Here is a 24,885-nt window from a genome sequence, read left to right as displayed (position 1 = left end):
CCCGCCGGCGTCGTCGTCCACGCCGGCAGCACCGCAGACCCAGCACCCCCACCCGGCGCTCGCGCCACGACCAGGAGGACCACCATGGCAGCAGAACCGATCGAGATCACCGAGCCCCCGCAGCACGCGGCGGTGAACGAGGAAGGGCCCGGGGAAGGGGCCGAGGAGGGGCACACCTGCGGGTGCGCGCACGACGACGCCGAGATCGTCCTCGACGTCCGCACGATCCCGCACGCCGTGCGTCACGGCGTCGTCTTCGGGGCGCTCGAGGCGCTCGCGCCCGGGGACGGGCTCGTCCTCGTCGCGCCGCACGACCCGCTCCCGCTGCTCGCGCAGCTCGAGGGTCGTGAGCCCGGCGCGTTCGACCGCGAGTACCTGTCGCGCGAGGCGACCGAGGTGAGCATCCGCCTCACGCGCCGTCCTGTGCCCGCACAGGACTGAGCGGCCGGGCCGACACGGTCCCGGCACGACACGACGCCCGGCGGCACGGGGATGGCCGCCGGGCGTCGTCGTGCGCGCACCGGGTCGAGCGAGGACGGTCCTCGCTACGGGGTCGTCGGGGGCTCCCAGCCGCGGCGCGGTGCGCGCGACGTCGTCGCGACCGCGCGACGCCGGTAGACGACGTACGGCCGCGTGAGGTAGCCGAGCGGCGCGGAGAACACGTGCACGAGGCGCGTGAACGGCCACAGGGCGAACAGCGCCAGGCCGCACAGGACGTGGAGCTGGAACGCGAGCGGGACGTCGGCCATGAGCGACGGGTCGGGCTGGAACGTGAGCAGCGAGCGGAACCACGGCGAGATCGAGCCGCGGTAGTCGTACCCGCCGCCGAAGATCTGGTGCTGGACCGTCGCGAGCGTGCCGAACCCGATCGCGGCGCCGAGCACGACGTACATGAGCTTGTCCGTGCGCGTGGTCACGCGGAAGACCGCGCCGGAGAGCCTCCGGCGCAGGACGAGGATCACGAGCCCGACGACCGTGAGGACCGCCGCGAACGTCCCGGCGATCGTCGCGACGAGGTGGTAGGCGTGCTCGTCCACGCCGACGGCCTCCAGCCACGGGCGCGGCACGAGGATCCCGACCACGTGCCCGCCGATCACCATGAGGATGCCGACGTGGAACAGCGGCGAGCCGAGGCGCAGCCAGCGGTTCTCGTAGAGCTGCGACGAGCGCGTCGTCCAGCCGAACTGGTCGTAGCGGTACCGCCACACGTGCCCGACGACGAACACCGCCGCCACCGCGTACGGGACGGCGACCCACAGCAGGACGTCGAGCGGGCTCATCGTCGGGTCTCCTCGGTCAGGCTCGGGATCGTGGCGAACGGCGTGAGGTGGGACAGGTCGCTCAGGCCGACGAGCTCGGTGGGCGGTCCCGCGGCGACCAGGTCGCGGAAGCGTGCCGCCGTCTCCGACTGCATCGCGGGCAGCGTCGCGACGAGCGCCGCGACCACGTGGGCGTACGGGCTGCGCAGGGTCTCGAGCGCGGCGCGCAGGACCTCGATGCCGTCGCGGTGCGCGTCGAGCACCATGCCGGCGATCTCGCCGTCCGTGCGTGCGGAGAGCTCGAGCACCGTGGGCAGGTGGTCGGGCAGCTCCGAGCCGTCCGTCTCCCATCCCGCCGCGCGGAACGCCTCCACGAACGTGACGAGCGCGGCGCCGCGCTTCCGGGTGTCCCCGGCCGCGTAGTACGACAGGTACAGCGAGCACCGGCGCTTGAGGTCGAACGTCGCGACGTAGGCGGCCTGCCGCTCCCCGAGGGACAGCGACGCCGTGGCGTCGAGGAACGCGCGCAGGGGCCGCCGCACGTCGGACGGCAGCCCGGCGACGACGTCCTCGACGTCCGTTCGGTGCGCGGCGGCCTCCGCGGTGGGGTAGTCGAGCAGGAGCGAGATCACGGTGTGCGCGGCGCGGCGCTGGTCGTCCGGCAGGGGACCGGGCGACGACGCGCTCGTCGAGGACACCGGCCGGGAGCGGGTCGCGCGCCTCATGCCGCACCCCCCGAGGCCTCCGGGCCCGCCGGTCGCGGCGGCGGGAAGAGACCGCCCGGGGTCCCGTCGCCGTCCCAGTTGAGCAGGTTGACCCGACCCGTGGTGGAGGGGGTGTACGGGCTGGTGGCCCGTTCCTTCTCGCCGACCGCGTGGAACGACTCGCCCGTCGTCGGTCCCGCGCCCCCCATCCCCGGTCCGCCGTCGTAGTCGAGCGAGCACGCCATGTCGCTCAGCTCGCGGGCGATCTCGGTGTGGGCGGTGGGGATGACGTAGCGGTCTTCGTACTTGGCGATCGCGAGGAGGCGGTACATGTCCTGGACCTGTTGCCCGGTCATGCCGACGGCGGCCGCGGTCTCTTCGTTGGCGTCGTGGCCGAGGTTGATGTCGCGCATGTAGGAGCGCATGGCGGCCAGGCGGCGCAGGACCTTCTCGACGGGGGCGGTGTCTCCGGCGGTGAACAGTCCGGCGAGGTACTCCAGGGGGATGCGTAGCTTCGAGATGGCGGCGAACAGGGTTCGTCCGTCCTCGCCGTCGTTGCCGGAGGCGGTGATGACGTCGACGACGGGGGACAGGGGTGGGATGTACCAGACCATGGGCAGGGTGCGGTACTCCGGGTGCAGGGGCAGGGCGACCTCGTACCGGGTGATGAGGTCCCAGATGGGGGAGCGTTGGGCGGCGGTGATCCAGTCCTCGGGGATCCCCTCGGCGCGTGCGGCGGCGATGACGTCGGGGTCGTTCGGGTCGAGGAAGACGGCGCGCTGGGAGGCCAGGAGGTCGTGCTCGTCCTCCACCGACGCGGCCTGGGTGACCTTGTCCGCGTCGTACAGGACGAGGCCGAGGTAGCGCAGGCGTCCCACGCACGTCTCGGAGCACACGGTCGGCAGGCCGACCTCGATGCGCGGGTAGCACAGGGTGCATTTCTCGGCCTTGCCGGTCTTGTGGTTGAAGTAGACCTTCTTGTAGGGGCAGCCGGTGACGCACATGCGCCAACCCCGGCACTGGTCCTGGTCCACGAGCACGATGCCGTCCTCGGCCCGCTTGTACATGGCGCCCGACGGGCAGGACGCGACGCAGGCGGGGTTGAGGCAGTGCTCGCAGATGCGGGGCAGGTAGAACATGAACGTCTTGTCGAGCTCGGTCGCGACGTGCTCGGACATGTGCTGCAGCACCGGGTCGTCGGCCATGGTGGTGGTGGACCCGGCGAGGTCGTCGTCCCAGTTCGCCGACCAGGAGATGTTCATGTCCTTGCCCGTGAGCAGCGACTTCGGCCTGGCGACGGGGGTGTGGGCGCCCTGGGGGGCCGAGAGCAGCATGTCGTACTCATACGTCCACGGTTCGTAGTAGTCGTGGATCGAGGGCAGGACGGGGTTGGAGAAGATCGTGGCGAGCTTCTTCAACCGGCCCCCGGCGCGCAGCTTGAGCTTGCCCTTCTTGGTCCGCACCCACCCGCCCTGCCAGCGGTCCTGGTCCTGGTAGGTGCGGGGGTACCCGAGTCCGGGGCGGGTCTCGACGTTGTTGAACCACACGTACTCGACCCCGGTGCGGTTGGTCCAGGCCTGCTTGCACGTGACCGAGCACGTGTGACACCCGATGCACTTGTCCAGGTTCATCACCATCGACATCTGCGCCATGACCTTCATCAGTAGGTCACCTCCTGAGAACGACGACGGATCACCGTGACCTCGTCACGCTGGTTGCCCGTCGGGCCGATGTAGTTGAAGCCGTACGAGAGCTGCGCGTAGCCGCCGATGAGGTGGGTGGGCTTGAGCAGCACGCGGGTCAGGGAGTTGTGGATGCCGCCCCGCAGGCCGGAGGTCTCCGACCGCGGCACGTCCACGGTCCGGTCCTTCGCGTGGTACATGAAGACCGTGCCCTCGGGCATGCGGTGCGAGACGACGGCCCGCGCGACCACGACGCCGTTGCGGTTGTAGGACTCGATCCACTCGTTGTCCGCGACGCCGATCTTCTCCGCGTCCTGCGGGCTCATCCAGATCGTGGGACCGCCGCGCGAGAGCGACAGCATGAAGAGGTTGTCCTGGTACTCGGAGTGGATCGACCACTTCGAGTGCGGGGTCAGGTACCGCACCGCGACCTCGGCGTAGCCCTCGGACCCCTGCGCCCCCGTGGGGGACGTGTCGCCGACCCGTGAGTCGCCGAACAGGCGGTGCATGTCCAGCGGCGGACGGTAGACCGGGAGCTGCTCGCCGAGCTCCGTCATCCAGTCGTGGTCGAGGAAGAAGTGCTGGCGGCCCGTGAGCGTGTGCCACGGCTTGAGCCGCTCCACGTTGATGACGAAGGCGCTGTAGCGCCGCCCGCCGTGCTCCGACCCGGACCACTCGGGAGAGGTGATGACCGCCGTCGGGCGGGACTGCACGTCCGGGAAGGTGATCCTCTTGCCCTGCTCGTCCCGCGCCAGGTCGGCCAGACGCTGCCCGGTGCGCCGCTCCAGGTCCTCGAACCCCTGCACCGCGAGCCGCCCGTTCGTCGTCCCCGACAGCGCGAGGATCATCTCGCAGACGTGCGTGTCCCGGTCCAGGCGCGGACGCCCCGCCGTCGGGCCGTCGGCGACGACGCCGTTCGCGACGGCGAGCCGCTCGACCTCCGGCGTCGGGTCGAACGCGACGCCCTTGGTGACCATGCCGACCTTCTGCGTGAGCGGACCGAGGGCGGCGAGCCGCGCCGCGAGCGCGGGGTAGTCCCGCTCGACGACGACGAGCTTCGCCATCGTGACCCCGGGCACGAGCTCGTCCTGTGGCAGGACCTCGCCGTGCGGCGTCGCCATGGCGTCCGGCGTGTCGTGCGCGAGCGGGACGGCCACGACGTCCTTGCGCACGCCCAGGTGCGTCACTGACAGCTCCGAGACGTGCCGGGCGAGCGTGTGGAAGATGTCGAAGTCGGTGCGCGTCTGCCAGGGCGGGCTGATCGCCGGGTTGAACGAGTGCACGAACGGGTGCATGTCCGTCGAGGACAGGTCGTGCTTCTCGTACCACGTCGCCGCCGGCAGCACGACGTCCGAGAACAGCGTCGTCGACGTCATCCGGAAGTCGGCCGTGACGAGCAGGTCGAGCTTCCCCTGCGGCGCCTCGTCGTGCCACGCGATGTCCCGCGGCCGCCGGTCCGGCCCCGACTCCGGTGCGCGCACCGCGGCGTCGGTCCCGAGCAGGTGCTTGAGGAAGTACTCGTTGCCCTTGCCCGACGACCCCAGCAGGTTCGCGCGCCAGACGGTGAGCACGCGCGGGAAGTTCGCCGGGTCGTCGGGGTCCGCGCACGCGTAGTCCAGCTCGCCCGAGGAGAGCTGGTCGACGACGTGGCGCACCGGGTCCTTGCCCGCCGCCTCGGCCTCGTCCACCAGGTCGAGCGGGTTGCGGTCGAACGTCGGGTAGCTCGGCGTCCAGCCGCGACGGACGGACTCCACCAGCGTGTCCGCCGTCGTGCGGCCCGCGAGCTTCCCGGTGGCGAGCGGGGACGCGAGCGCGTCCGCGGGCAGGCCGTCGTAGCGCCACTGGTCCGTCGCGAGGTACCAGAAGGCCGTGCTGATCATGAGGCGCGGGGGCCGGACCCAGTCCGCCGCGTTCGCGTACTGCTGGAACCCCGTGATCGGGCGGACCTTCTCCTGCCCGACGTAGTGCGCCCAGCCGCCGCCGTTGACGCCCTGGCAGCCCGTCATGGTGACGAGCGCGAGGAACGTGCGGTAGATCGTGTCGGAGTGGAACCAGTGGTTGGTGCCCGCTCCCATGATGATCATCGACCGGCCGTCGGAGTCGAGCGCGTTCTGCGCGAACTCGCGCCCGATGCGCGCCGCGGCGACGGCGGGAACGCCGGTGATCTCCTCCTGCCACGCCGGGGTGCCCGGGGTCGCGGGGTCGTCGTATCCGGTCGGCCACGTGCCCGGCAGGTCGAGGTCGGGGCGGTCCACGCCGTACTGCGCGAGCAGCAGGTCGTAGACCGTCGTCACCAGGTGCTCGCCCACGCGGTGCGTCGGCACGCCGCGCCGGACGGCGCCCGCGCCGCCCTGGTGCTCCGCGCCCTCCTCGGGAGCGAGGTCGAAGCGCGGGAGGTCGACGGCGACCGGCTCGCCCGACGCGCCGCCCGAAAGGTCCGCGACCGACAGCGCGGGCTCGACGCCCTCGAGGTCGAGGTTCCACCTCCCGGGGTCGCCGTAGCGGTGCCCGAGCGACCCGTTGGGGACGACGACGTCGCCCGCGCGGGACAGGATCACCGTCTTGGACGCCGCGTTCGCAGTGTCGGCCTGGTCGGCGGCGGGCGTGCCCGCGAGCCGGTCCGCCGTGAGGAAGCGCCCGGGCACGTACGCGTCCCCGCGCTTCTCCAGCGTGACCAGGTACGGGGAGTCCGTGAACCGGGCCATGTAGTCGAGGAACCGCGGCGCGCGGTCGCGCACGTGGAACTCGGTGAGGATGACGTGGCCCATGGCCTGGGCGAGGGCACCGTCCGTCCCCGGGTGCGGGGCGAGCCACTCGTCGGCGAACTTGGTGTTGTCGGCGTAGTCGGGGGAGACGACGACGACCTTCTGGCCGCGGTAGCGGGCCTCGGTCATGAAGTGGGCGTCCGGCGTGCGGGTGACCGGGACGTTGGAGCCCCACATGATGCAGTAGGTGGAGTTCCACCAGTCGGCGGACTCCGGGACGTCGGTCTGGTCGCCGAACACCTGCGGGGACGCGACCGGGAGGTCGGCGTACCAGTCGTAGAACGACAGCATGCTCCCGCCCAGGAGCTGCACGAACCGCGAACCCACCCCGTGCGACACCATGGACATCGCGGGGATGGGGGAGAACCCGGCGACGCGGTCGGGTCCGTAGGTCTTGATGGTGTGGACGTGGGCGGCGGCGACGATCTCGGCGGCCTCGTCCCAGGTGGTGCGCACGAGCCCGCCCTTGCCGCGCGCCGACTTGTAGGCGCGGGCCGACCCCGGGTCGGACGTGACCTTCGCCCACGCGAGCACGGGGTCGCCGCCCACCTCGTCCTTCGCGCGCCGGTACAGGTCGAGCAGGGTGCCGCGGACGTAGGGGTAGCGCACGCGGGTGGGGGAGTAGGTGTACCAGGAGAACGCGGCGCCGCGGGGGCAGCCGCGGGGTTCGTACTCGGGGGAGTCGGGGCCGACGGAGGGGTAGTCGGTCTGCTGGGTCTCCCAGGTGATGATGCCGTCCTTGACGTAGACCTTCCAGGAGCAGGACCCGGTGCAGTTCACGCCGTGGGTGGAGCGCACGACCTTGTCGTGGGACCAGCGGTCGCGGTAGAACACGTCGCCCTGGCGCCCGCCGGTCAGGAACACCTGCCGCAGGTCGTCCGACACCTTCCCGCGCCGCAGGCGGCTGCCCAGGCGCAGCAGGGTGTCCGCCGGGTCACGGGGGGTGCGCTCGTCGAGTGGGGGCACGACAGCTCCTCGGGTTCTCTGGGGCGGGGACGGCGGACGCGTCGCCGGCGTTCCCGGTCGGGTCAGGAGGGGTTCGGGGCGCCCGGTCGGGCGTAGTAGTGCCACGTGAGCCACGTGCACAGGGCGAAGAACACGGCGCACCCGACGAAGAACGACCGCGCGGGGACGAGCGACAGGCCGATGCCCACGAGGAACGGGCCGAACGCGGCGATCGAGGCGGTCCAGCCGATCACCCCGCCCGCCTGACGACGCGGGAAGATCATCGGCATCTGCTTGAACGTCCCCGCGTTGCCGATCCCGGCGAAGGTGAACACCGCGAGCATCCCCGCGAGGAACCAGCCGAACTGCCCGACGTCGTGCGGGTCGAGGAAGAACAGCGAGAACACCGTCGAGACCGTCATGCCGATCCCGGCGACGAGGGTCCAGACCGCGCCGCCGAACCGGTCGCACAGCGGCCCGAACCCGGCGCGCGCGGCCGAGCCGAGCAGCGGGCCGAGGAACGCGTAGCGCAGCGGGTCGGGCGCGTTCGCGAACCCGCCGTACTGCGCGACGATGAGCAGCCCGAGCTGCGCCGCGAACCCGCTGAACGCGCCGAAGGTCATGAGGTAGATCGCCGTCATGATCCACGTGTGCTTGTTGCCGAAGATGTCGAGCTGCTCGCGGAAGTTCGCGCTCACCGGGACCCGGCGCAGGTACAGGGCGGCGAGCACCGCGCCGAGCACGGTCCACGGCACGAGGACGAGGCCCGCGTTGTGCAGCCACAGGTGGCTGCCCGTCGCCGTCTGCTGCGGCGTGAGGACCGCCGTGCCGAGGAGGCCGAAGCCGACGACCCACGGCGTGAGGAACTGGATGAGGCTCACGCCGAAGTTGCCGATCCCGGCCTGCAGCCCCAGCGCCGTCCCCGCCATGCGCTTGGGGAAGAAGTAGCTCGTCGAGGGCATGAAGCCGGAGAACGCGCCGCCGCCGATCCCCGCCGCGACCGCGAGCAGCATGAGCACCGAGTACGGCGTGCTCGCGTCACGCACGGCGAACGCCCAGCCGAGCATCGGCAGGAGGACGAGCGTCGCCGTCCCGCCCACGAGCGTGCGCGTGCCGACGACGGGGGGCAGGAACATGTAGACCATGCGGAACAGCCCGCCGGCGAGGCCGGGGACGGCCGTGAGCCAGTAGAGCTGCGCCGTCGTGAGGTCGAAGCCGACGTCGTTGAGCCGGGGCGCGACCGCGCTCACGAGGTACCACGCGCAGAACGCGAGCGTGAGGTTGTACGTCGTGATCCACAGCGTGCGCCACGCGAACCGGCGGTCCCAGCGGGACTCGTCCTCGGGGTCCCACGTCGACAGGTCCACGCTCGACGGCGTGCGCACCGCCCGCAGCAGCGAGGGCGGCCTGGTGGTGGCAGGGGCGGTCATGTCGTCCTCCCGTCGTCGCAGGTCACGACCACACCGACGTCGTGACGCCGGGCCCGTACCCGGTGCGCCGTCAGCATGACCCGACGGGCGGGAGCCGCGGCGGGTCGCGGACCGTGAATAATCAGCCCGCGCGCGAGAGCTGCAGCACGCAGTGGTGCGGCTCGACGAAGGGCAGCAGCGCCTCCGCACGGACGGGCCCCCCGACGCCGGCGAGCACGCCCTGGACGAGGCCGAGGTGGACCGCGCAGACCACGTCCTCGCGGTCGGCCGCGAGCGCGAGGAACGGGCACCGGTAGAGGTGGAACCGCAGCCGTTCCTCCTCGAGCTCGGGGTCGAGCCCGAGCTGGTGCAGGTGGTCGTCGAGCGCGGCGAGCTGGTTCTCCGGCGTGGGCGCGGGCGCCTCCCGGCCCGAGGAACGGAGCACGTCGGCGAGCCGCCGCCCCGCGGCGCGAGCGGTCCCGGCGAGGTCGTCTCCGGAGCCGGGCGCGGGGGCGTGCGCGGGGTCCTGGGGGGCGTCGTCGTGACCGAGCACCGCGCGGGTCAGCGCGGCCCGGACGAGCGACTCGCCGAGGCGCCGCGCTGCGCCGTCGTCCCGGGGCGGGTCCTCGCCCGCGATGGCCTCGTAGAGGATGCGCGGGCGTCCGCGCGTCGTGCGCACCTCGGGGGCGCTGCGCACGAACCCCGCGTCCGCGAGCCGCTGGAGGTGCTCGCGCGTCGCGCTCGGGCAGAGCGCCGCCTCGCGCGACAGGTCCGCGACCGTCATCGGGCCGCGTTCCTGGAGGGCGTGCAGCAGCGTCAGCCGGCTCGACGACGCGAGCGCGCGGTACGTGGTCGACGTGTCCTCGGGCACGACGCCATCGTGCCCCGGCCCGACGCCGTCGGACCGGTCCCGGGGCGCGTCCGACGCGGATCGATGACGAAGGTCCTGCGGGCGCGGGCCGTCAGGCCCCGGGGCCGCCCTGGTCGAGCGCCGCGCGCAGGCTCGGCCAGGCGTCCGCGAACGCGGGCAGCAGGTCGAGGGTCGCGACGTCGTCGACCGGGACCCAGCGGACCTCGACGCTCTCCGCGTCCGTCGCGCGCGGCTCGACGACCGCGCCGTCCGCGACCTCGGCGAGGACCGTCGTGTAGCGCCACGGGCCGTGGTCGAGCACGCGCTCGCCCACGACGCGCACGTGCGCCGGCTCGAGCCCCGCCTCCTCCTGCGCCTCGCGCAGCGCGCCCTGCACAGGGGTCTCGTCCGGCCCGACGGCGCCGCCCGGCACTCCCCACGTCCCGCCCTGGTCGGACCACGGGGCGCGGTGCTGGAGCACGACGTCGGTCAGCCGGCCCGCTCCGTCGCGCCGTCCGAGCAGGAGCCCGGCGGCGCCGAACAGTCCCCAGTGCCGCCGGCCGCACGCGCACTCCACCCAGCCGTCGCCCGGCTGCAGGTGGCGGGGGAGCCGCGGGGGCGGCTCGCCGGGGTCGCGGGGCGCGGTCGGGATGGTCACGGGGCCATGCTGCCAGGCCGGCGTGCCGCTCGGCACCGCACCCCACGCCGGCGTCCGGAAAAGGTTGCCCGGGCAGACGGCGCGGCGGCGTACGCTTCTCCGCTTGTGAGCAGGATCGGGGAGGTCGTCGCACCGCGACGCATGGGCACCAGCTTCCGCTGGCTGCTGTCGTCGTCGTGGACGAGCAACGTCGGCGACGGCATCGCCCTGGCGGCGGGGCCCCTGCTCGTCGCGTCCCAGACGGACTCCGCGTTCCTCGTCGCGCTCGCCGCCCTGCTGCAGCGACTGCCCTGGCTCCTGTTCGGGCTGTGGGCCGGGGCGCTGGCCGACCGCCTCGACCGGCGCGTCGTCGTCATGGTGGCCAACGCGCTGCGGGCGGTCGTCGTCGTGGCGCTGTGCGTCCTCATCGTGACCGGGCACGTGAGCATCGGCGTCGTGCTCGCCGTGATGTTCCTCTACGGCGTCGCCGAGGTGTTCGCGGACTCCGCGTCCCAGACCCTGCTCCCGATGCTCGTCGAGCCGCGCGACCTCGGCACGGGCAACGCGCGGCTCCAGGCCGGGTTCCTCACCGCCAACCAGCTGCTCGGGCCGCCCGTGGGCGCGTTCCTCTTCGCGCTCGGGATGGTCTGGCCGTTCGTCGTCCAGGTCGTGTGCGTCGGGCTCGCCGTCGTGCTCGTGGGGCGGATCGCGACCACACCGGGCGGTGTGCGCGAGACGCAGACGCACGTGCGCCAGGACATCGCCGAGGGCGTGCGGTGGATCCTCGGGAACGCCCCGGTGCGGACGCTCGCGATCGTCATCCTCGCCTTCAACGTGACCTGGGCAGCGCCGTGGGGCGTCCTCGTCAAGTACGCGCTCGACCACCTCGACATGGGTGAGGTCGGGTTCGGGCTGCTCACGACGGCGTCGGCCGTCGGCGGCGTCGTGGGCATCGCGTCGTTCGGGTGGCTCGAGCGGCACGTGCGCCTGTCGACCCTCATGCGCGTGTGCCTCTCGCTCGAGGTCCTCATGCACCTCGCGCTCGCCCTCACCACGACCGGCTGGATCGCCCTCGCGATCATGGTCGTCTTCGGCGCGTACGCGTTCGTGTGGGGCACCGTGTCCAACACGATCCGGCAGCGTGCCGTCCCCACGGAGTTCCAGGGACGGGTCGGCTCGGTCTACATGGTCTGCGTGTTCGGCGGCAGCGTCGTCGGGCAGGCGCTCGGCGGCGTCCTCGCCCAGGCGTGGGGGATCACCGCACCGTTCTGGTTCGCGTTCGTCGGCGCGGGCATCACGCTCGCGCTCGTGTGGCGCCAGCTCGGGCACATCGCGCACGTGGGCGAGGTCCCCACCGCCGACTGACCGTCCGCCGACGGTGAATTCCGTGGACCCTGTGGGTGGCGGCCGTCAGGATGTGCGGGTGAGCCATACGCCGTACGAGAACACCGACGCCCCCACCGCCGACGTCTCCGACGGCGCGGAGACCGGCGCCCCGGTCGACGACACGCTCGCCAAGCCCCGGTGGCGGCGGGACACCGCGATCTTCCTCTCCGGCCAGACGGTCTCCCTGTTCGGCTCGATGCTCGTGCAGTACGCCGTGATGTGGCACCTGACGATCGAGACGAAGTCCGGCGCCGTGCTCGCGCTGAGCACGCTCTTCGGGTTCCTGCCGCAGGCCGTCGTCTCGATCTTCGGCGGCGTGTGGGCCGACCGCGTGAACCGCAAGGCGCTCGTCATCGCCGCGGACGGCACGATCGCCGTGACGACCCTCGCGCTCGCGCTGCTCATGCTCGGCGGTGCGGACGATCTCTGGCTCATCTACGCCGCGCTCGCGATCCGCTCCACGGGTGCCGGCATCCAGACCCCTGCCGTCGCGGCCCTGCTCCCGCAGATCGTCCCGACGAGCAAGCTGCTGCGCGTCAACGGGATCAACCAGTCGATCCAGTCCGCGATGATGCTGCTCGCCCCCGCCGTCGCCGCGGCGGTCTACGCGAGCACGTCCATCGTCTCCGTCTTCTTCGTCGACGTCGTCACCGCCGCGATCGGGATCGGGCTCCTCCTCCTCGTCCCCGTCCCGACGCTCGCGCACGCCGCCGCGGGGGAGCGGGCCGGGTACTTCGACGACCTCGTCGAGGGCTTCCGCTACCTCGGTTCCCACTCGTTCGTCCGGTGGGTCCTCGGCCTCTATGCCGTCGTGTTCCTGCTCATCGTCGCGCCGTCGTACCTCACGCCGCTCATGGTCGCGCGGACCTTCGGCGAGGAGGTCTGGAAGCTCACCGTCAACGAGGTCGCGTTCTCCGTCGGCATGCTGCTCGGTGGCGTGCTCCTCGCGACGTGGGGCGGGCTCAAGAACCGCATCGCCATGATCGTCGGCTCGACGTTCGTCTTCGGCGTGCTGTCCGTCGCGATGGGTCTCTCGACGAACATGTGGGTGTTCTTCGTCTTCATGTTCCTGCTCGGCCTCTCGGTGCCGCCGTTCTCGACGACGTCCATGACCGTCCTGCAGGAGACGGTCGAGCCCGAGCGCCAGGGCCGCGTCTTCGGGTTCGTCGGGATCGTCATGGCCGTCTCGATGCCGCTCGGCATGGTCGTGTTCGGCCCGCTCGCCGACCGTTTCACCGTGGAGTCGCTCCTCGTCGTCTCCGGGATCCTCATGTTCCTCGTCATCACCGTCGCCGTCGCCCTGCCGTCGGGCCGCCGCGCCATGCGCTCGGCCGCCCAGCCCGGCTAGCACCCGCGTCTCCGTGCCGGATCGGGCCGACTGCTCGCGAGGTCCGCTCGTGGATTACGGTCTCCTGCCCGCGGGGTCGGGTCCGCGGTGGGGTCGCACCGTGTGCTTGGACTGGCGCACCGTCACCCTGGTCTGTCGGGCGGGGGTTCTCGGAGTGCGCCTCTGACGTCCTGCGCACACGGTCCGACCCCACCGCTCGTCCTGTCCGTCGCCGCACGACCCGCGGCCCCGGTTCTGCGGACAGGCTCGGCCTGGGCGGGCGGTCGCGCCGCCCGGCGGAGGGAGGGTCTTGTCGAGATGCGAGAAGTGGCCCCTGCGGGCCTTGTCCCGTGGGCCATTTCTCCCTTCTCGTCACCACGCGCGGGACTCTTGGTGGTGGCGACGTCGGCCGAGGGGCCGAGGTGACGGCGCGGCGGGCCGGGCGCGCCCCCACCCCGACCACTCGAGCCGACCGCGGGTAGTTCGCCGGGCCGCTCCTCGGTCGCCCGAGCCGAACCTGCGGGCATGCGCGGGGCCGTACCTCGGTCACCCGAGCCGCCTGGCGGGCATGCGCTGGGCCGCGCCTCGGGCGCCCGAGACGACGCCGCCGGCATGTGCGGGGCCGTGCCTCGGTCACCCGATCCGGCTGGCGGGCATGCACCGGGCCGTACCTCGGTCGGCGCGGGCCGCGACGTGCTGGAGGTGGCGTTCACCCGAGCCGGCGTGTCGGGGCGGTTCTCCGGACCGCAGCATGGTCGGCCGTGCCGGCGGTCCCGCGGGCGTTCACCGAGCAGCGACCCGGTCGCCCGAGCCGAGTCTGCGGGTCGCGAGACGGACGACGGCGCGCGGGCCCGACGGCGGCGCCGAGGGTCAGTCGACGATCTCGCAGATGGCGGTGCCGGAGCTGACGCTCGCGCCGGCGGTGGCGGAGAGCGAGCGGACGGTGCCGGCGCGGTGGGCGAGGAGCGGCTGCTCCATCTTCATGGCCTCGAGCACGACGACGAGGTCGCCCTCGGCGACCTGGGTGCCGTCGGCGACGGCGACCTTGACGATCGTGCCCTGCATGGGGGAGGCGAGCGTCGTGCCGGAGGCGCCGCCGTTGGCCTTCCCGGTGCTGCGCCGTGCGGGCCGACGGGCGGCGTTCGCGGTGCGGGCGCGACCCGCGGCCATGCCGAGGCCCGCCGGGAGGACGACCTCCAGGCGCTTGCCGCCGACCTCGACGACGACGCGCTCGGTCGCCAGGGGCTCGTCGTCATCGTCGGCGGGGGCGGCCGGGGCGGGGGCGAGTGCGGCGAGCTGGTCCGCGAACTCGGTCTCGATCCAGCGGGTGTGCACGCGGAACGGCTCGTCGTCCGTGGGGACGAACGCCTCGGCGTCGAGCACGGCGCGGTGGAACGGCACGACCGTCGGGATGCCCTCGACCTCGAGCTCGCGCAGCGCGCGGCGGGCGCGCTGGACGGCCTGCTCGCGCGTGGCGCCGGTGACGATGACCTTGGCGATCATGGAGTCGAACGCGCCGGAGATCGTGTCGCCCTCGACGACGCCGGAGTCGACGCGCACGCCGGGCCCGGACGGGAAGCGCAGGCGCGAGATGCGGCCGGGTGCGGGGAGGAAGTTCGCGGCCGGGTCCTCGCCGTTGATGCGGAACTCGATCGAGTGGCCGCGCACCTGCGTCGACGTGTAGCCGAGCGGCTCGCCCGCGGCGATGCGGAGCTGCTCGCGGACGAGGTCGATGCCGGTGACCTCCTCGGACACCGGGTGCTCGACCTGGAGGCGCGTGTTGACCTCGAGGAAGGAGATGGTGCCGTCGGCGCCGACGAGGAACTCGCACGTGCCCGCGCCGACGTAGCCGGCCTCGCGCAGGATCGCCTCGGACGCCTTGTACAGCTCGGCCTCCTGGGCGGCGCTGAGGTAGGGCGCAGGGGCCTCCTCGACGAGCTTCTGGTGGCGGCGCTGGAGGGAGCAGTCGCGCGTGGACACGACGACGACGGTGCCGTGCTCGTCCGCGAGGCACTGGGTCTCGACGTGACGGGGGGTGTCGAGGTAGCGCTCGACGAAGCACTCGCCGCGCCCGAACGCGGCCGTGGCCTCGCGCACCGCGGACTCGTAGAGCTCGTCGATCTCGTCGGCGGTGCGGGCGACCTTGAGGCCGCGGCCGCCGCCGCCGAACGCCGCCTTGATCGCGATGGGCAGGCCGTGCTCGGCGGCGAAGGCGTGCACCTCGCTCGCGTCGGCGACGGGGTCGGGGGTGCCGGGCACGAGCGGGGCGCCCGCGCGCTGCGCGATGTGGCGCGCGCTCACCTTGTCGCCCAGCGCGTCGATCGCGGCCGGCGGGGGCCCGATCCAGACGAGGCCGGCGTCGAGGACGGCCTGGGCGAACTCCGCGTTCTCGGCGAGGAAGCCGTACCCGGGGTGCACCGCGTCCGCGCCGGAGCGGCGCGCGACGTCGAGCAGCTTCGCGATGTCGAGGTACGTCTCGGCCGCCCGGGAGCCGCCGAGCGCGAACGCCTCGTCGGCGAGGTGCACGTGCGGCGCCTGCCGGTCGGGGTCCGCGTAGACCGCGACGGACGCGATGCCGGCGTCGGCGCAGGCGCGGACGATCCGGACGGCGATCTCGCCACGGTTGGCGACGAGGACCTTGCTCAGGGGGCGGGTGGGGTTCGCGGGCACGGCTCACGGTAACGCGTGCGCGCCGCGCCGTTCACGCTCCCGGGCCGGGTACCGGACAAGATTGGAGAACATGCCAAGGCGCATGCGGGGCGGTTGGAGGAAACCTCCATAGCGGCGCGCTCCTGGGCCTCGCTCGTCCCGTGGGGTTGTCCGGCACCCACAACGAGCATCGACGACCGACGTCGGCCGCCCGGTCTCAGGCGCGCAGCTCGTGCCACGCGACGCCGGCCTCCCGGAGCAGCGACCGCAGCAGCGGGAGGCTGATGCCGACGACGCCGTGGTGGTCGCCCTCGATGCGCTCGACGTAGGGCCCGCCGAGGCCGTCGACCGTGAACGCGCCCGCGACGTGCAGCGGCTCGCCCGTGGCGACGTACGCGTCGATCTCGTCGTCGGTGAGGTCCGCGAAGTGCACGGTCGTCGAGCTCGTGGCTCCTGCCGCGGTGCCCGTCCCGCCGTCGGGCAGCGGGCGAAGGTCGACGAGCCAGTGGCCGGTGTGCAGGACGCCGGCCCGCCCGCGCATCGAGCGCCAGCGGGCGCGGGCGTCCTCGGCGTCGGCGGGCTTGCCGAGCACCTCACCGTCGAGCTCGAGCATCGAGTCGCAGCCGACGAGCAGCGCGGGGTCGTCGATCGGCGTGCCGGACCCGTCGTCGGCGAGCGTGCGCACGATCTCCTCCGCCTTCGCCCGGGCCAGGACGAGCACCGCGTCCACGGGGTCGAGCCCGCCGCGCTCCGCGGCGGCCGCGCGCAGGACCGCGTCCTCGTCGACGCCCGACACGCGCACGAGGGGTTCGACGCCGGCCGCGCGCAGCGTCGCGAGGCGGGCGGGGGAGCGGGAGGCGAGCACGAGTCGGAGCACCCGCGCAGACTACCCGTCGGGCACCGGCGCGACGGGGCGTGCCGCCCGCCGACGAACCCGCTACGCGACCAGCAGCGCGGCGACGAGCAGCACGACGGGCGAGCCGAGGGTCGTGACGAGGATCGTGTCGCGCGCGAGGATCTCACCCCGCCCGAACCGCGCCGCGTAGTTGTAGACGTTCTGGGCGGTCGGCAGCGCGGCGAGCGTGACGGCCGACGCGACCGCGGCGTCGTCGAGACCGAGCACGAGCCGGGAGACGGCGAACGCGACGACGGGCATGACGAGCAGCTTCGCGACGCTCGCCACCCCGACGGCCGCGCGGGGCTCGCCGCGGCGCAGCGGCCTGGTGCCGTGCAACGACATGCCGAACGCGAGCAGGATCATGGGGATGGCGGCGCCGCCGAGGATCTCGAGCGGGGCCGTGACCGCGACGGGCGGGGTCCAGCCGGTCAACGAGACGACGGCGCCCGCGAAGGACCCGAGGATGATCGGGTTGCGCACGGGCTGCGCGAGGACGAATCGCCAGGACAGGCGCCCGCTCGTCGTCGCGTCGAGGACGAGCAGCGCGACGGGGGCGAGCACGAGGAGCTGGAGCAGGATCACCGGCACGACGGCGGTCGCGTCGCCCAGCACGTACACCGCGACGGGCAGGCCGATGTTGTTCGCGTTCACGTAGCCGGAGCCGACCGCCCCGATGGTCGCCTCGGGGGCGGGGAGCCGCAGCCACAGCCGGTCGACGAGCACGAACACGCCCGCGGTCACGACGGCCGACGCCGCCGCGACTGCGAGCGGTGCCTGGAAGAGCGCTCCGACGTCGGCCTGCGCGAGCACGGTGAACAGCAGGGCGGGGCTCGCGACGAAGAACCCGACGCGGTTGAGCGCCGTCCGCGCGTCGGGTCCGCCGATCCCGAGGCGCGCGGTGACGTACCCGGCCGCGACGACCACGGCGATGATGGCGAAACCGGTGAGGACGGCGCCCACGCGTCAGGCCCTCAGGGCGGGACCGCCCCGCCCGGGCCGGCGCGAGGCCGACCCGGGCGGGGTGGACGACCGGGTCACGAGGAGAGCGCGTCGCGCAGCACGTCCAGGCCGACCGAGCCGAGGTTCAGCGCGCGCGCGTGGAACGCCTTCGCGTCGAACGACTCGCCGCGCGCGGTGGCAGCGGCGCGCGCATCGTCGCGCGTGGCCTCCCACAGGCGCTGCCCGACCTTGTACGACGGCGCCTGGCCCGGCCACCCGAGGTAGCGGTCGAGCTCGAAGCGCACGAACGAGTCCGGCATGTTGACGTTGGCGCGCAGGAACGTGAGCGCCTTGTCGGCGTCCCAGGTCCCGCCGCCCCACCGCTCGGGCGCGGGCAGGCCGAGGTGCACGCCGATGTCGAGCACGACGCGCGCCGCGCGCATGCGCTGCGCGTCGAGCATGCCCAGACGGTCGCCGTCGTCGTCGAGGAACCCGAGGTCCGCCATGAGGCGCTCCGCGTACAGGGCCCAGCCCTCGCCGTGGCCCGAGACCCAGCACGCGAGCCGGCGCCACGTGTTGAGCGTCGCGCGCGCGTACACGGCCTGGCCGCACTGCAGGTGGTGGCCGGGGACGCCCTCGTGGTAAACGGTCGTCTTCTCGCGCCACGTGTTGAACTCCGTGACGTCCGACGGCACCGACCACCACATGCGGCCGGGCCGGGAGAAGTCGTCGCTCGGCGGCGTGTAGTAGATCCCGCCCGTCTGGGTCGGCGCGATCATGCACTCGAGGTCCAGCACCGGGGTCGGGACGTCGAAGTGGACGCCGTTCAGCGCGGTGATCGCGGCGTCCGACGTCTCCTGCATCCAGGACCTCAGGGCGTCGGTGCCGTGCAGCGTGCGCGCCGGGTCGGCGTCGAGCGCGGCGACGGCGTCCTCGACGCTCGCGCCCGGTCCGGCGATGCGGCCCGCGATCTCCTCCTGCTCGGCGACGACGCGCGCGAGCTCCTCGAGCCCCCACGCGTACGTCTCGTCGAGGTCGACCTGCGCGCCGAGGAACGTGCGCGAGAAGAGCCCGTAGCGCTCGCGGCCGACGGCGTCCTGCTCGCGGGCCTGTGGCGCCAGCGTCGTCTCGAGGAAGTCCGCGAGGCGGCCGTAGGCCTCGCGCGCCGCGGCGGCGCCGAGCTCGAGCTCCTTGCGCACGAGCGAGCACGCCGAGGAGTCGTCGAGGACGGCGCTGGCCTCGGGGCCGGCGACGAACGTCGTGAAGAACGAGCCCTTCGCGTCGGCGAGCTCGCGCGACTGCTGCACGCCGATCCGCACCTGACGGATCGCGGCGACGTTGCCGCGCGCTGCCGCCTCGGTGAGGGAGGCCATGTACCCGTCGACCGCGCCGGGGAGGGAGTTGAGGCGGGACGCGATGTTCTCCCACGCCTCGACGGTCCCGGTCGGCATGATGTCGAAGACGTCGCGCAGCTCCTGCACCGGCGACGCGATGTTGTTGAGGGTCGCCAGCGGCTCGCCCGCCTCGTGCAGCTCGAGCTGGAGACCGACGCGCTCGCGCATCGCGGCCAGGGTGACCCGGTCGACGTCGTCGACCGGCTCCAGGCCCTCGAGCTCGCGCAGCACCGCGCGGTCGGCGTCGGCCCGCGCGTCGTGCCCGGCGGGCGAGAGGTCGGAGACGAGGTGGTCGTAGCCGGACAGGCCCATCGCGGTCGCGGCGATCGGGTCGAGCTCGGCGATCCGCGTGACGTAGGCCTCGGCGACGGCGTCGATCGGCGTGGGTGTGCGGTCGGGGGTCCCGGCGGATGCGCCGGCGGGTGTGGTGGTGGTGTCGCTCACCCGGTCGAGACTACTCGGCACCCGGTCGCGGGTCTGCCGGATTCTCCGGGCTCTCCCCGCGGTCGTCCTCGGTCGGCTCGCCGGACGGGTCCGGGGGTGGCGCCGCGTCGGGAGCGGTGTCGGTGCGGCCGCGCAGTGCCGCCACGAGGTCGTCCGCCCAGGCACGGTGGTAGCGCACCAGGAGCACCCCCGTGGCGTCCGTGTCGTCCGCGGCGTGCCAGACGGCGACCGGGTCGCCCGCGCGCGGGCCCACCACGCCGTCGGGCACGACGACGCGCGCCGGTCGTGCGGTCCTCGCGCCGGACGCGGTGGTCACGACCAGGGTCGTCCGGACGACCGTCGGCCCGGCCGTCCGGGCGCCCGTGGCGGCGCCCTCCATCGAGCCCTCTGCCGTGCCCTCCGCAGTGCCTGCCGCCGTGCCCGCCGCCAGGTCCGCGGCACCCGCGTCGGGGAGCACGAGCGTCCCGGTCGCCCGGACCGGCGCGGCGAGCAGCGCGTCACGGCCACGGGTGAGCCCCGCGATCACACGGTCGTCCCGGTAGCGCACGAGCGCGAGCAGGGCCGTGACGAGGAGCCCCAGCGTCGCGACCACCACGACGGCGTCCGGCACGGGCCAGCCACGGCCCGACGCGAGGCGCTGGTAGACGAGCAGCGCGACGGTCGGCACGAACGCCACGGCCCAGGCCCACCGGCGCCAGCCCGGCACGGGCTCCACGGCCGGCAGGCTCGTCGGGTCCGCCTCGACCTCGTCGGCGGACGCGGGGAGCTCGACGAGCACGCCCCGCTCGGGCAGGCGGCGCGTGCGCGGCGACGTGCTCGGCGTCGTCACGACCGCAGGCTCCAGCGCCACGAGTCGGCGTTGTGCCGGCCGGAGCGCCCGCCGAAGCTCTTCGCGGTCGCGCCGTCCCCGGTCCCGCGCAGCCCGCGCGCCCGGTTGGTCCACTCGTCGACGGGCGCGACGTCGTCCGGAAGGCCGCTCGCGGCGGCCGCCGCGGCGAGGCCGGCGACGAGCGCCGCGACCTCGAGCTCGTCCGGCACGCCGCGCACGACGCGGACGCTCGGGGAACCGGGCCGTGGCGTGCTCACTCGTCGTCCTCGTCGTGGTCGTGGTCGTCGTCCGCCCCGCGCCCCACGCCCCACTCGGGGACGGCGTACCCGGCCTCGACGAGCCGCTCGCGCGCCTCGTGGCCCCACCGGTCCAGCAGCCCGACGACGTCGTCGAGGTCCGGCCCGCCGGGGTGCGTCATGACGACGTAGTCGAGCGTGAAGGTGTCGTCCTGCACGTCCGCCGGGGAGGCGTCCTCGTCGACCTCCTCGTCGGCGCCCGGATCCCACACCGACGTCGTGAGGTCGGCGTGGATGCCGAGCGTGCCGTGCAGCTCGTCGAACAGCCGCGCGTTGAGCGCGCCGATGCGGCCCTCGAGCGCGAGCACGCGCGGGTCCTCGTCCGCCTCGGACGCCCCGAACTCGGCCCGCACCCCGACCGCGGTCTCGACGTACTCGTGCAGCGCCGCCGTGAGCGCGTCGACCGCGGCGTGCAGCGGCGCCGGGTCCACCGACCCGAGCGGGACGGGTCCGTGCGTGGCGTCGTCGTGGCTCATTCCTGGTTCTCCCTCGCGAGGTTCGTCGGGTGCTCGTGCTCGCTCGTGGTCACAGCGGGATGTTGCCGTGCTTCTTGGGCGGCAGGGTCGCGCGCTTGGTGCGCAGCGCGCGCAGCGCCCGCACGACCTGCACGCGTGTCTCGGACGGACGGATGACCGCGTCCACGTACCCGCGCTCGGCGGCGTCCCACGGGTTGACGATCGCGTCCTCGTACTCGGCGACGAGCCGGGCGCGCTCCGCCTCGACGTCGTCGCCCGCGTCGGCCGCGCGCTTGAGTGCCGCCCGCTGGAGGATGCTCACCGCGCCGCCCGCGCCCATGACGGCGACCTGCGCCGTCGGCCACGCGAGGTTGACGTCGGCGCCGAGCTGCTTGGAGCCCATGACGATGTACGCCCCGCCGTACGCCTTGCGCGTGATGACCGTGACGAGCGGGACCGTGGCCTCGGCGTAGGCGTAGATGAGCTTGGCGCCGCGCCGGATGATGCCCTGGTGCTCCTGGTCGACGCCCGGCAGGAAGCCGGGGACGTCCACGAGAGTGAGCACCGGGATGTTGAACGCGTCGCACGTGCGCACGAACCGCGCCGCCTTCTCCGCGGCGTCGATGTCGAGCGTGCCCGCCATCGCGAGGGGCTGGTTCGCGACGACGCCGACGGACTGGCCCTCGACGTGCCCGAACCCGACGAGCACGTTCTTCGCGAACAGCGGCTGCACCTCGAGGAACGCGCCCTCGTCGAGCACGTGCTCGATCACGGTGCGCATGTCGTACGGCTGCGAGTCCGAGTCGGGCACGAGCGCGTCCAGCTCGAGGTCCTCCTCCGTGACGTCGAGCTCGACGTCGTCGGGCGGGAACGACGGCGCGTCCGAGAGGTTGTTCTGCGGCAGGTAGGACACGAGGTGGCGCACGTAGTCGATCGCGTCGTCCTCGTCCGCGCCGAGGTAGTGCGCGACGCCGGACTTCTCGTTGTGCGTCAGACCACCGCCGAGCTCCTCGAAGCCCACGTCCTCGCCCGTCACCGCGCGGATCACGTCCGGTCCGGTGATGAACATGTTCGACGTCTTGTCGGCCATGACGATGAAGTCGGTCAGCGCGGGGGAGTACACCGCGCCGCCCGCGCTGGGACCGAGGATGAGCGAGATCTGCGGGATCACGCCCGACGACGCGACGTTGCGGCGGAAGATCTCCGCGAACTGCGTGAGCGCCGCGACGCCCTCCTGGATGCGGGCGCCGCCGCCGTCGGAGATGCCGATCAGCGGCACGCCGGTGCGCAGCGCGAGGTCCTGCACCTTGGTGATCTTCTGGCCGTGGACCTCGCCGAGGCTCCCGCCGAACACCGTGAAGTCCTGGGAGTACACGCACACCTGGCGGCCGTCGATCGTGCCGTGCCCGACGACGACGCCGTCGCCCGCCAGGCGCTTCTTCTCGAGCCCGAAGTTGTGCGAGCGGTGCTTCGCGAACGCGTCGAGCTCGACGAAGCTGCCCTCGTCGAGCAGCGCCTCGATGCGCTCGCGCGCCGTCTTCTTGCCGCGCGCGTGCTGCTTGGTCCGCGCCGCCTCCTCGGGCAGCTCCGTCGCCTCGGCGCGACGACGGTCGAGGTCGGCGAGCTTGGCCGCGGTGCCCACGAGGTGGGGCGCGTCGGGCGATGTCGGGGGTGCCTCGGGCGTCGCGGGCGAGGTGGTCGCAGAGTCCGTCACGGACCCGAGCCTAGTTGGCGGGTGGCGCCAACTCGATGCGGGCGACGCCAGCACGTCCGGGGCGGGTCTTGGTGGGTGTCGACAAACCCGACGTCGACGCCCACGGACGCGGCCGTGGTCCCCGCCCACCCTCGTGCCGGGCCGTCCGCGTGCGGGAGGATGGCGGGCATGGCGAGCGCGCGCGACGACGAGACCAGGCCCGACGGCGACGGGCGGCCCCCGCTGCGGGCGGAGTTCCTACGAGAGCTGCTCGTGGCGCCCGCGGGGCCCCTCGCCCGGCTCGAGGTCGTCCCCGAGTCGGCGTCGACGAACGCCGAGCTCGCGCGCGCGGTCGCCGACGACCCGGACGCCTGGCCCGCGCCGGCGCTCCTCGTCGCCGAGCACCAGCCCGGCGGCCGCGGCCGGCTCGGGCGCTCGTGGACGACGCCGCCGCGCGCCGCGCTCCTCGGCTCGCTCCTGCTGCGCCCCGAGGTGCCCCGCGAGGCGCTGAGCTGGCTCCCGCTCCTCGCCGGGCTCGCGACCGCCCGCGCGCTGCGCGCGACCGCCGGGGTCGACGCGGTCGTCAAGTGGCCGAACGACGTCCTCGTGCCGGACCCGGGCGCCGCGCCGGGGTCGCTGGACGTCGCGTCACCGGGAGCCGGCGACCAGGCGCCGCTGCGCAAGGTCGCCGGCATCCTCGCCGAGGTGCTGCCCGACGGCGGTGTCGTCGTCGGCGTCGGGCTCAACGTCTCCCAGGCACGCGACGAGCTCCCCGTCCCCACGGCCACCTCGCTCGCCCTCGTGGGGGCCGCGACGACCGACCGCGAGGTCCTGCTCGTCGCGCTCCACGAGGCGTTCGGCGAGGTCCTCGCCCGCTGGCAGGACGCCGGGGGAGACGCGCACGCCGCCGGGCTCGACGCCGACTGCGCGCAGGTCAGCGCCACGCTCGGCACGCGCGTGCGGGTCGAGCGCGTCGCGGGCGGCGACGTCGTCGGGCTCGCCACGGCGCTCGCGCCCGACGGCGGACTGGTGGTGCGCGACGACGACGGCACGACGAGCGTCCACCACAGCGGCGACGTCCACCACCTGCGCCCGCACGGGTGACGGTCTGCGGCCGAGATCGGCAGTCCGGGACGACGTCGGCGGTCACGACCGCCGATCTCGCGCGTCCCTGCCGATCTCGGTCACGACCGCCGATCTCACCGACCCTGGCCGAGGAATAGGATCGCCGGGTGCCCGTGGACCCTGAGCAGAACGAGCCCGTCCCCACCACCACGTCTCCGAACGGCGGGGACGGCGGCGAGGCGGCCCCGGACACCGAGGCGACCGAGGCCGTGCTCGACGAGGCGCTCCTCGGGGGACCTCGCACCCTGACCGTCGAGCGGCTCGCCGAGCGCGCGGGCGTCGGGACGGACCGGGTGCGCGCCTACTGGCAGGCGCTCGGCCTCCCCCTCACCGAAGGGGAGGAGCACGCGTTCACCGAGAGGGACGCGCAGGCGCTCGCGGACGTGTTCGACTTCGCCGCGACGGAACGGCTCGACGAGCGTGCCCTGACGACCCTCATCCGGTCCACCGGGCACACCACCGAGCGGCTCGTGCTGTGGCAGGTCGAGGCGCTCGTCGAGCACATGACGCGCCGGTTCGACCTCGACGACACGAGCGCGCGCCTCCTCGTCCTCGACCGGCTGCCCGAGCTCGCGCCGGTCCTCGAGGAGCAGCTCCTGCACGCGTGGCGCCGCCAACTCGCCGCGGTCGCGGGTCGGTTCGCGGTCGAGTTCTCCGACGCGCGGGCCACCGCGGTCGACGAGCACGAGCTCCCGCTGCCGCGGGCCGTCGGGTTCGCGGACATCGTCTCGTTCACGCAGCGCACGCGCGGGCTCGGGTCGAGCGAGCTCGCCGAGTTCGTCCAGCTCTTCGAGACCAGCGCGCGCGACGTCATCACCGCCGCGGGCGGGCGCGTCGTCAAGACGATCGGCGACGCCGTGCTCTACGTCGCCGACGACGTCGCGACCGGGGCGCGCGTCGCGCTCGGCCTGGCCGAGGCCGGCGGGCGCGAGGAGGACGTCGACGTCCCGCCCGTCCGCGTGAGCCTCGTGTGGGGCCGGGTGCTCTCGCGGTTCGGCGACGTGTTCGGGCCGAGCGTCAACCTCGCCGCCCGCCTCGTGGACATCGCCGAGCCGACGACGGTCCTCGTCGACCGCGAGACCGCGGGCCTGCTCGCAGGCGACCAGCGCTTCGCGCTCACGGCGCAGCCCGAGACCGAGGTGCAGGGGCTCGGCACGATCGAGCCCGTGCGCCTCCAGTGGGCCTACCGCGGCTGACTG

20 protein-coding genes are annotated in these 24,885 nt (G+C 73.6%); 5 read left to right on the top strand and 15 right to left on the bottom strand.

The window, feature by feature from the left end:
• Positions 1–84 precede the first annotated feature (84 nt).
• Positions 85–441 (top strand): DUF2249 domain-containing protein, encoded by a 357-nt coding sequence (locus ACZ402_RS08440; RefSeq protein WP_255180867.1) that lies wholly within the window; start codon positions 85–87, stop codon positions 439–441.
• A 104-nt stretch (positions 442–545) separates the two neighbouring features.
• On the opposite strand, the gene narI is transcribed toward ACZ402_RS08440, so the two are convergent.
• The 7 genes from narI to ACZ402_RS08405 all read right to left on the bottom strand — a co-directional run bounded on the left by narI (position 546) and on the right by ACZ402_RS08405 (position 10,272).
• Positions 546–1,280: a respiratory nitrate reductase subunit gamma gene (gene narI / locus ACZ402_RS08435; RefSeq protein WP_255180868.1), complete on the bottom strand. Its 735-nt coding sequence runs from the start codon at positions 1,278–1,280 to the stop codon at positions 546–548.
• Complete coding sequence (gene narJ, locus ACZ402_RS08430; protein WP_375822929.1) at positions 1,277–1,984, bottom strand: nitrate reductase molybdenum cofactor assembly chaperone; 708 nt, start codon at positions 1,982–1,984, stop codon at positions 1,277–1,279. The genes narI and narJ overlap by 4 nt, the downstream gene beginning before the upstream one ends.
• A complete protein-coding gene (narH, locus tag ACZ402_RS08425; protein ID WP_375822928.1) occupies positions 1,981–3,624 on the bottom strand; it encodes a nitrate reductase subunit beta in 1,644 nt (547 codons plus the stop codon). Before narH ends, narJ begins: the two co-directional genes overlap by 4 nt.
• Entirely contained in the window at positions 3,624–7,376 is a 3,753-nt protein-coding gene (locus ACZ402_RS08420) for a nitrate reductase subunit alpha (RefSeq protein ID WP_375822927.1), read from the bottom strand. The genes narH and ACZ402_RS08420 overlap by 1 nt, the downstream gene beginning before the upstream one ends.
• Before the next feature lie 62 nt (positions 7,377–7,438).
• Positions 7,439–8,785 (bottom strand): MFS transporter, encoded by a 1,347-nt coding sequence (locus tag ACZ402_RS08415; protein WP_255180872.1) that lies wholly within the window; start codon positions 8,783–8,785, stop codon positions 7,439–7,441.
• A 121-nt stretch (positions 8,786–8,906) separates the two neighbouring features.
• Complete coding sequence (locus tag ACZ402_RS08410; protein ID WP_375822926.1) at positions 8,907–9,635, bottom strand: helix-turn-helix transcriptional regulator; 729 nt, start codon at positions 9,633–9,635, stop codon at positions 8,907–8,909.
• Positions 9,636–9,726: 91 nt separating this feature from the next.
• Positions 9,727–10,272, bottom strand: coding sequence for an NUDIX hydrolase (locus tag ACZ402_RS08405; protein WP_375822925.1), 546 nt, complete (start codon positions 10,270–10,272; stop codon positions 9,727–9,729).
• Positions 10,273–10,413: 141 nt separating this feature from the next.
• On the opposite strand from ACZ402_RS08405, the gene ACZ402_RS08400 reads away from it, so the two are divergent.
• Positions 10,414–11,616 (top strand): MFS transporter, encoded by a 1,203-nt coding sequence (locus ACZ402_RS08400; protein WP_375823166.1) that lies wholly within the window; start codon positions 10,414–10,416, stop codon positions 11,614–11,616.
• Between the two features lie 58 nt (positions 11,617–11,674).
• Positions 11,675–12,985, top strand: a complete 1,311-nt coding sequence (locus tag ACZ402_RS08395; RefSeq protein WP_375822924.1) for an MFS transporter — start codon at positions 11,675–11,677, stop codon at positions 12,983–12,985.
• 849 nt (positions 12,986–13,834) lie between these two features.
• Here ACZ402_RS08395 and ACZ402_RS08390 read toward each other — a convergent pair.
• From ACZ402_RS08390 to ACZ402_RS08355, 8 genes are all read right to left on the bottom strand, one after another.
• On the bottom strand, positions 13,835–15,634 hold the full coding sequence (locus tag ACZ402_RS08390; protein WP_375822923.1) for an acetyl/propionyl/methylcrotonyl-CoA carboxylase subunit alpha: 1,800 nt from the start codon (positions 15,632–15,634) through the stop codon (positions 13,835–13,837).
• Positions 15,635–15,830: 196 nt separating this feature from the next.
• A complete protein-coding gene (locus ACZ402_RS08385) occupies positions 15,831–16,490 on the bottom strand; it encodes a Maf family protein (protein ID WP_375822922.1) in 660 nt (219 codons plus the stop codon).
• 60 nt (positions 16,491–16,550) lie between these two features.
• Positions 16,551–17,471: an AEC family transporter gene (locus ACZ402_RS08380; RefSeq protein ID WP_375822921.1), complete on the bottom strand. Its 921-nt coding sequence runs from the start codon at positions 17,469–17,471 to the stop codon at positions 16,551–16,553.
• Between the two features lie 74 nt (positions 17,472–17,545).
• Positions 17,546–19,288, bottom strand: coding sequence for a DUF885 domain-containing protein (locus tag ACZ402_RS08375; protein ID WP_375822920.1), 1,743 nt, complete (start codon positions 19,286–19,288; stop codon positions 17,546–17,548).
• A 10-nt stretch (positions 19,289–19,298) separates the two neighbouring features.
• Entirely contained in the window at positions 19,299–20,117 is an 819-nt protein-coding gene (locus tag ACZ402_RS08370; RefSeq protein ID WP_375822919.1) for a hypothetical protein, read from the bottom strand.
• The gene (locus tag ACZ402_RS08365) at positions 20,114–20,374 is read right to left on the bottom strand and encodes an acyl-CoA carboxylase epsilon subunit (protein ID WP_375822918.1); all 261 of its coding nucleotides are present in this window, start codon (positions 20,372–20,374) and stop codon (positions 20,114–20,116) included. The genes ACZ402_RS08370 and ACZ402_RS08365 overlap by 4 nt, the downstream gene beginning before the upstream one ends.
• Positions 20,371–20,889: a hypothetical protein gene (locus ACZ402_RS08360; RefSeq protein WP_087471592.1), complete on the bottom strand. Its 519-nt coding sequence runs from the start codon at positions 20,887–20,889 to the stop codon at positions 20,371–20,373. The genes ACZ402_RS08365 and ACZ402_RS08360 overlap by 4 nt, the downstream gene beginning before the upstream one ends.
• 49 nt (positions 20,890–20,938) lie before the next feature.
• Complete coding sequence (locus ACZ402_RS08355; protein WP_465272298.1) at positions 20,939–22,510, bottom strand: acyl-CoA carboxylase subunit beta; 1,572 nt, start codon at positions 22,508–22,510, stop codon at positions 20,939–20,941.
• A 240-nt stretch (positions 22,511–22,750) separates the two neighbouring features.
• Between ACZ402_RS08355 and ACZ402_RS08350 the strand changes: the two genes are divergently transcribed.
• Both ACZ402_RS08350 and ACZ402_RS08345 read left to right on the top strand, forming a co-directional pair.
• Entirely contained in the window at positions 22,751–23,665 is a 915-nt protein-coding gene (locus tag ACZ402_RS08350) for a biotin--[acetyl-CoA-carboxylase] ligase (protein ID WP_375822916.1), read from the top strand.
• A 128-nt stretch (positions 23,666–23,793) separates the two neighbouring features.
• A complete protein-coding gene (locus ACZ402_RS08345; RefSeq protein ID WP_375822915.1) occupies positions 23,794–24,882 on the top strand; it encodes an adenylate/guanylate cyclase domain-containing protein in 1,089 nt (362 codons plus the stop codon).
• The last annotated feature ends 3 nt before the right edge of the window (positions 24,883–24,885 follow it).

This window comes from Cellulosimicrobium sp. NPDC030954 (assembly GCF_055571305.1).
The sequence above is the reverse complement of the archived record's forward strand: the minus strand, read 5'-3'. Positions and strand labels throughout refer to the sequence as shown.

Coding starts and splice junctions, on each gene's coding strand:
- narI (WP_255180868.1), bottom strand. CDS start 1,280: ATGAGCCCGCTCGACGTCCTGCTGTGGGTCGCCGTCCCGTACGCGGTG.
- ACZ402_RS08350 (WP_375822916.1), top strand. CDS start 22,751: ATGGCGAGCGCGCGCGACGACGAGACCAGGCCCGACGGCGACGGGCGG.
- ACZ402_RS08400 (WP_375823166.1), top strand. CDS start 10,414: ATGGGCACCAGCTTCCGCTGGCTGCTGTCGTCGTCGTGGACGAGCAAC.
- ACZ402_RS08360 (WP_087471592.1), bottom strand. CDS start 20,889: ATGAGCCACGACGACGCCACGCACGGACCCGTCCCGCTCGGGTCGGTG.
- ACZ402_RS08440 (WP_255180867.1), top strand. CDS start 85: ATGGCAGCAGAACCGATCGAGATCACCGAGCCCCCGCAGCACGCGGCG.
- ACZ402_RS08415 (WP_255180872.1), bottom strand. CDS start 8,785: ATGACCGCCCCTGCCACCACCAGGCCGCCCTCGCTGCTGCGGGCGGTG.
- narH (WP_375822928.1), bottom strand. CDS start 3,624: ATGAAGGTCATGGCGCAGATGTCGATGGTGATGAACCTGGACAAGTGC.
- narJ (WP_375822929.1), bottom strand. CDS start 1,984: ATGAGGCGCGCGACCCGCTCCCGGCCGGTGTCCTCGACGAGCGCGTCG.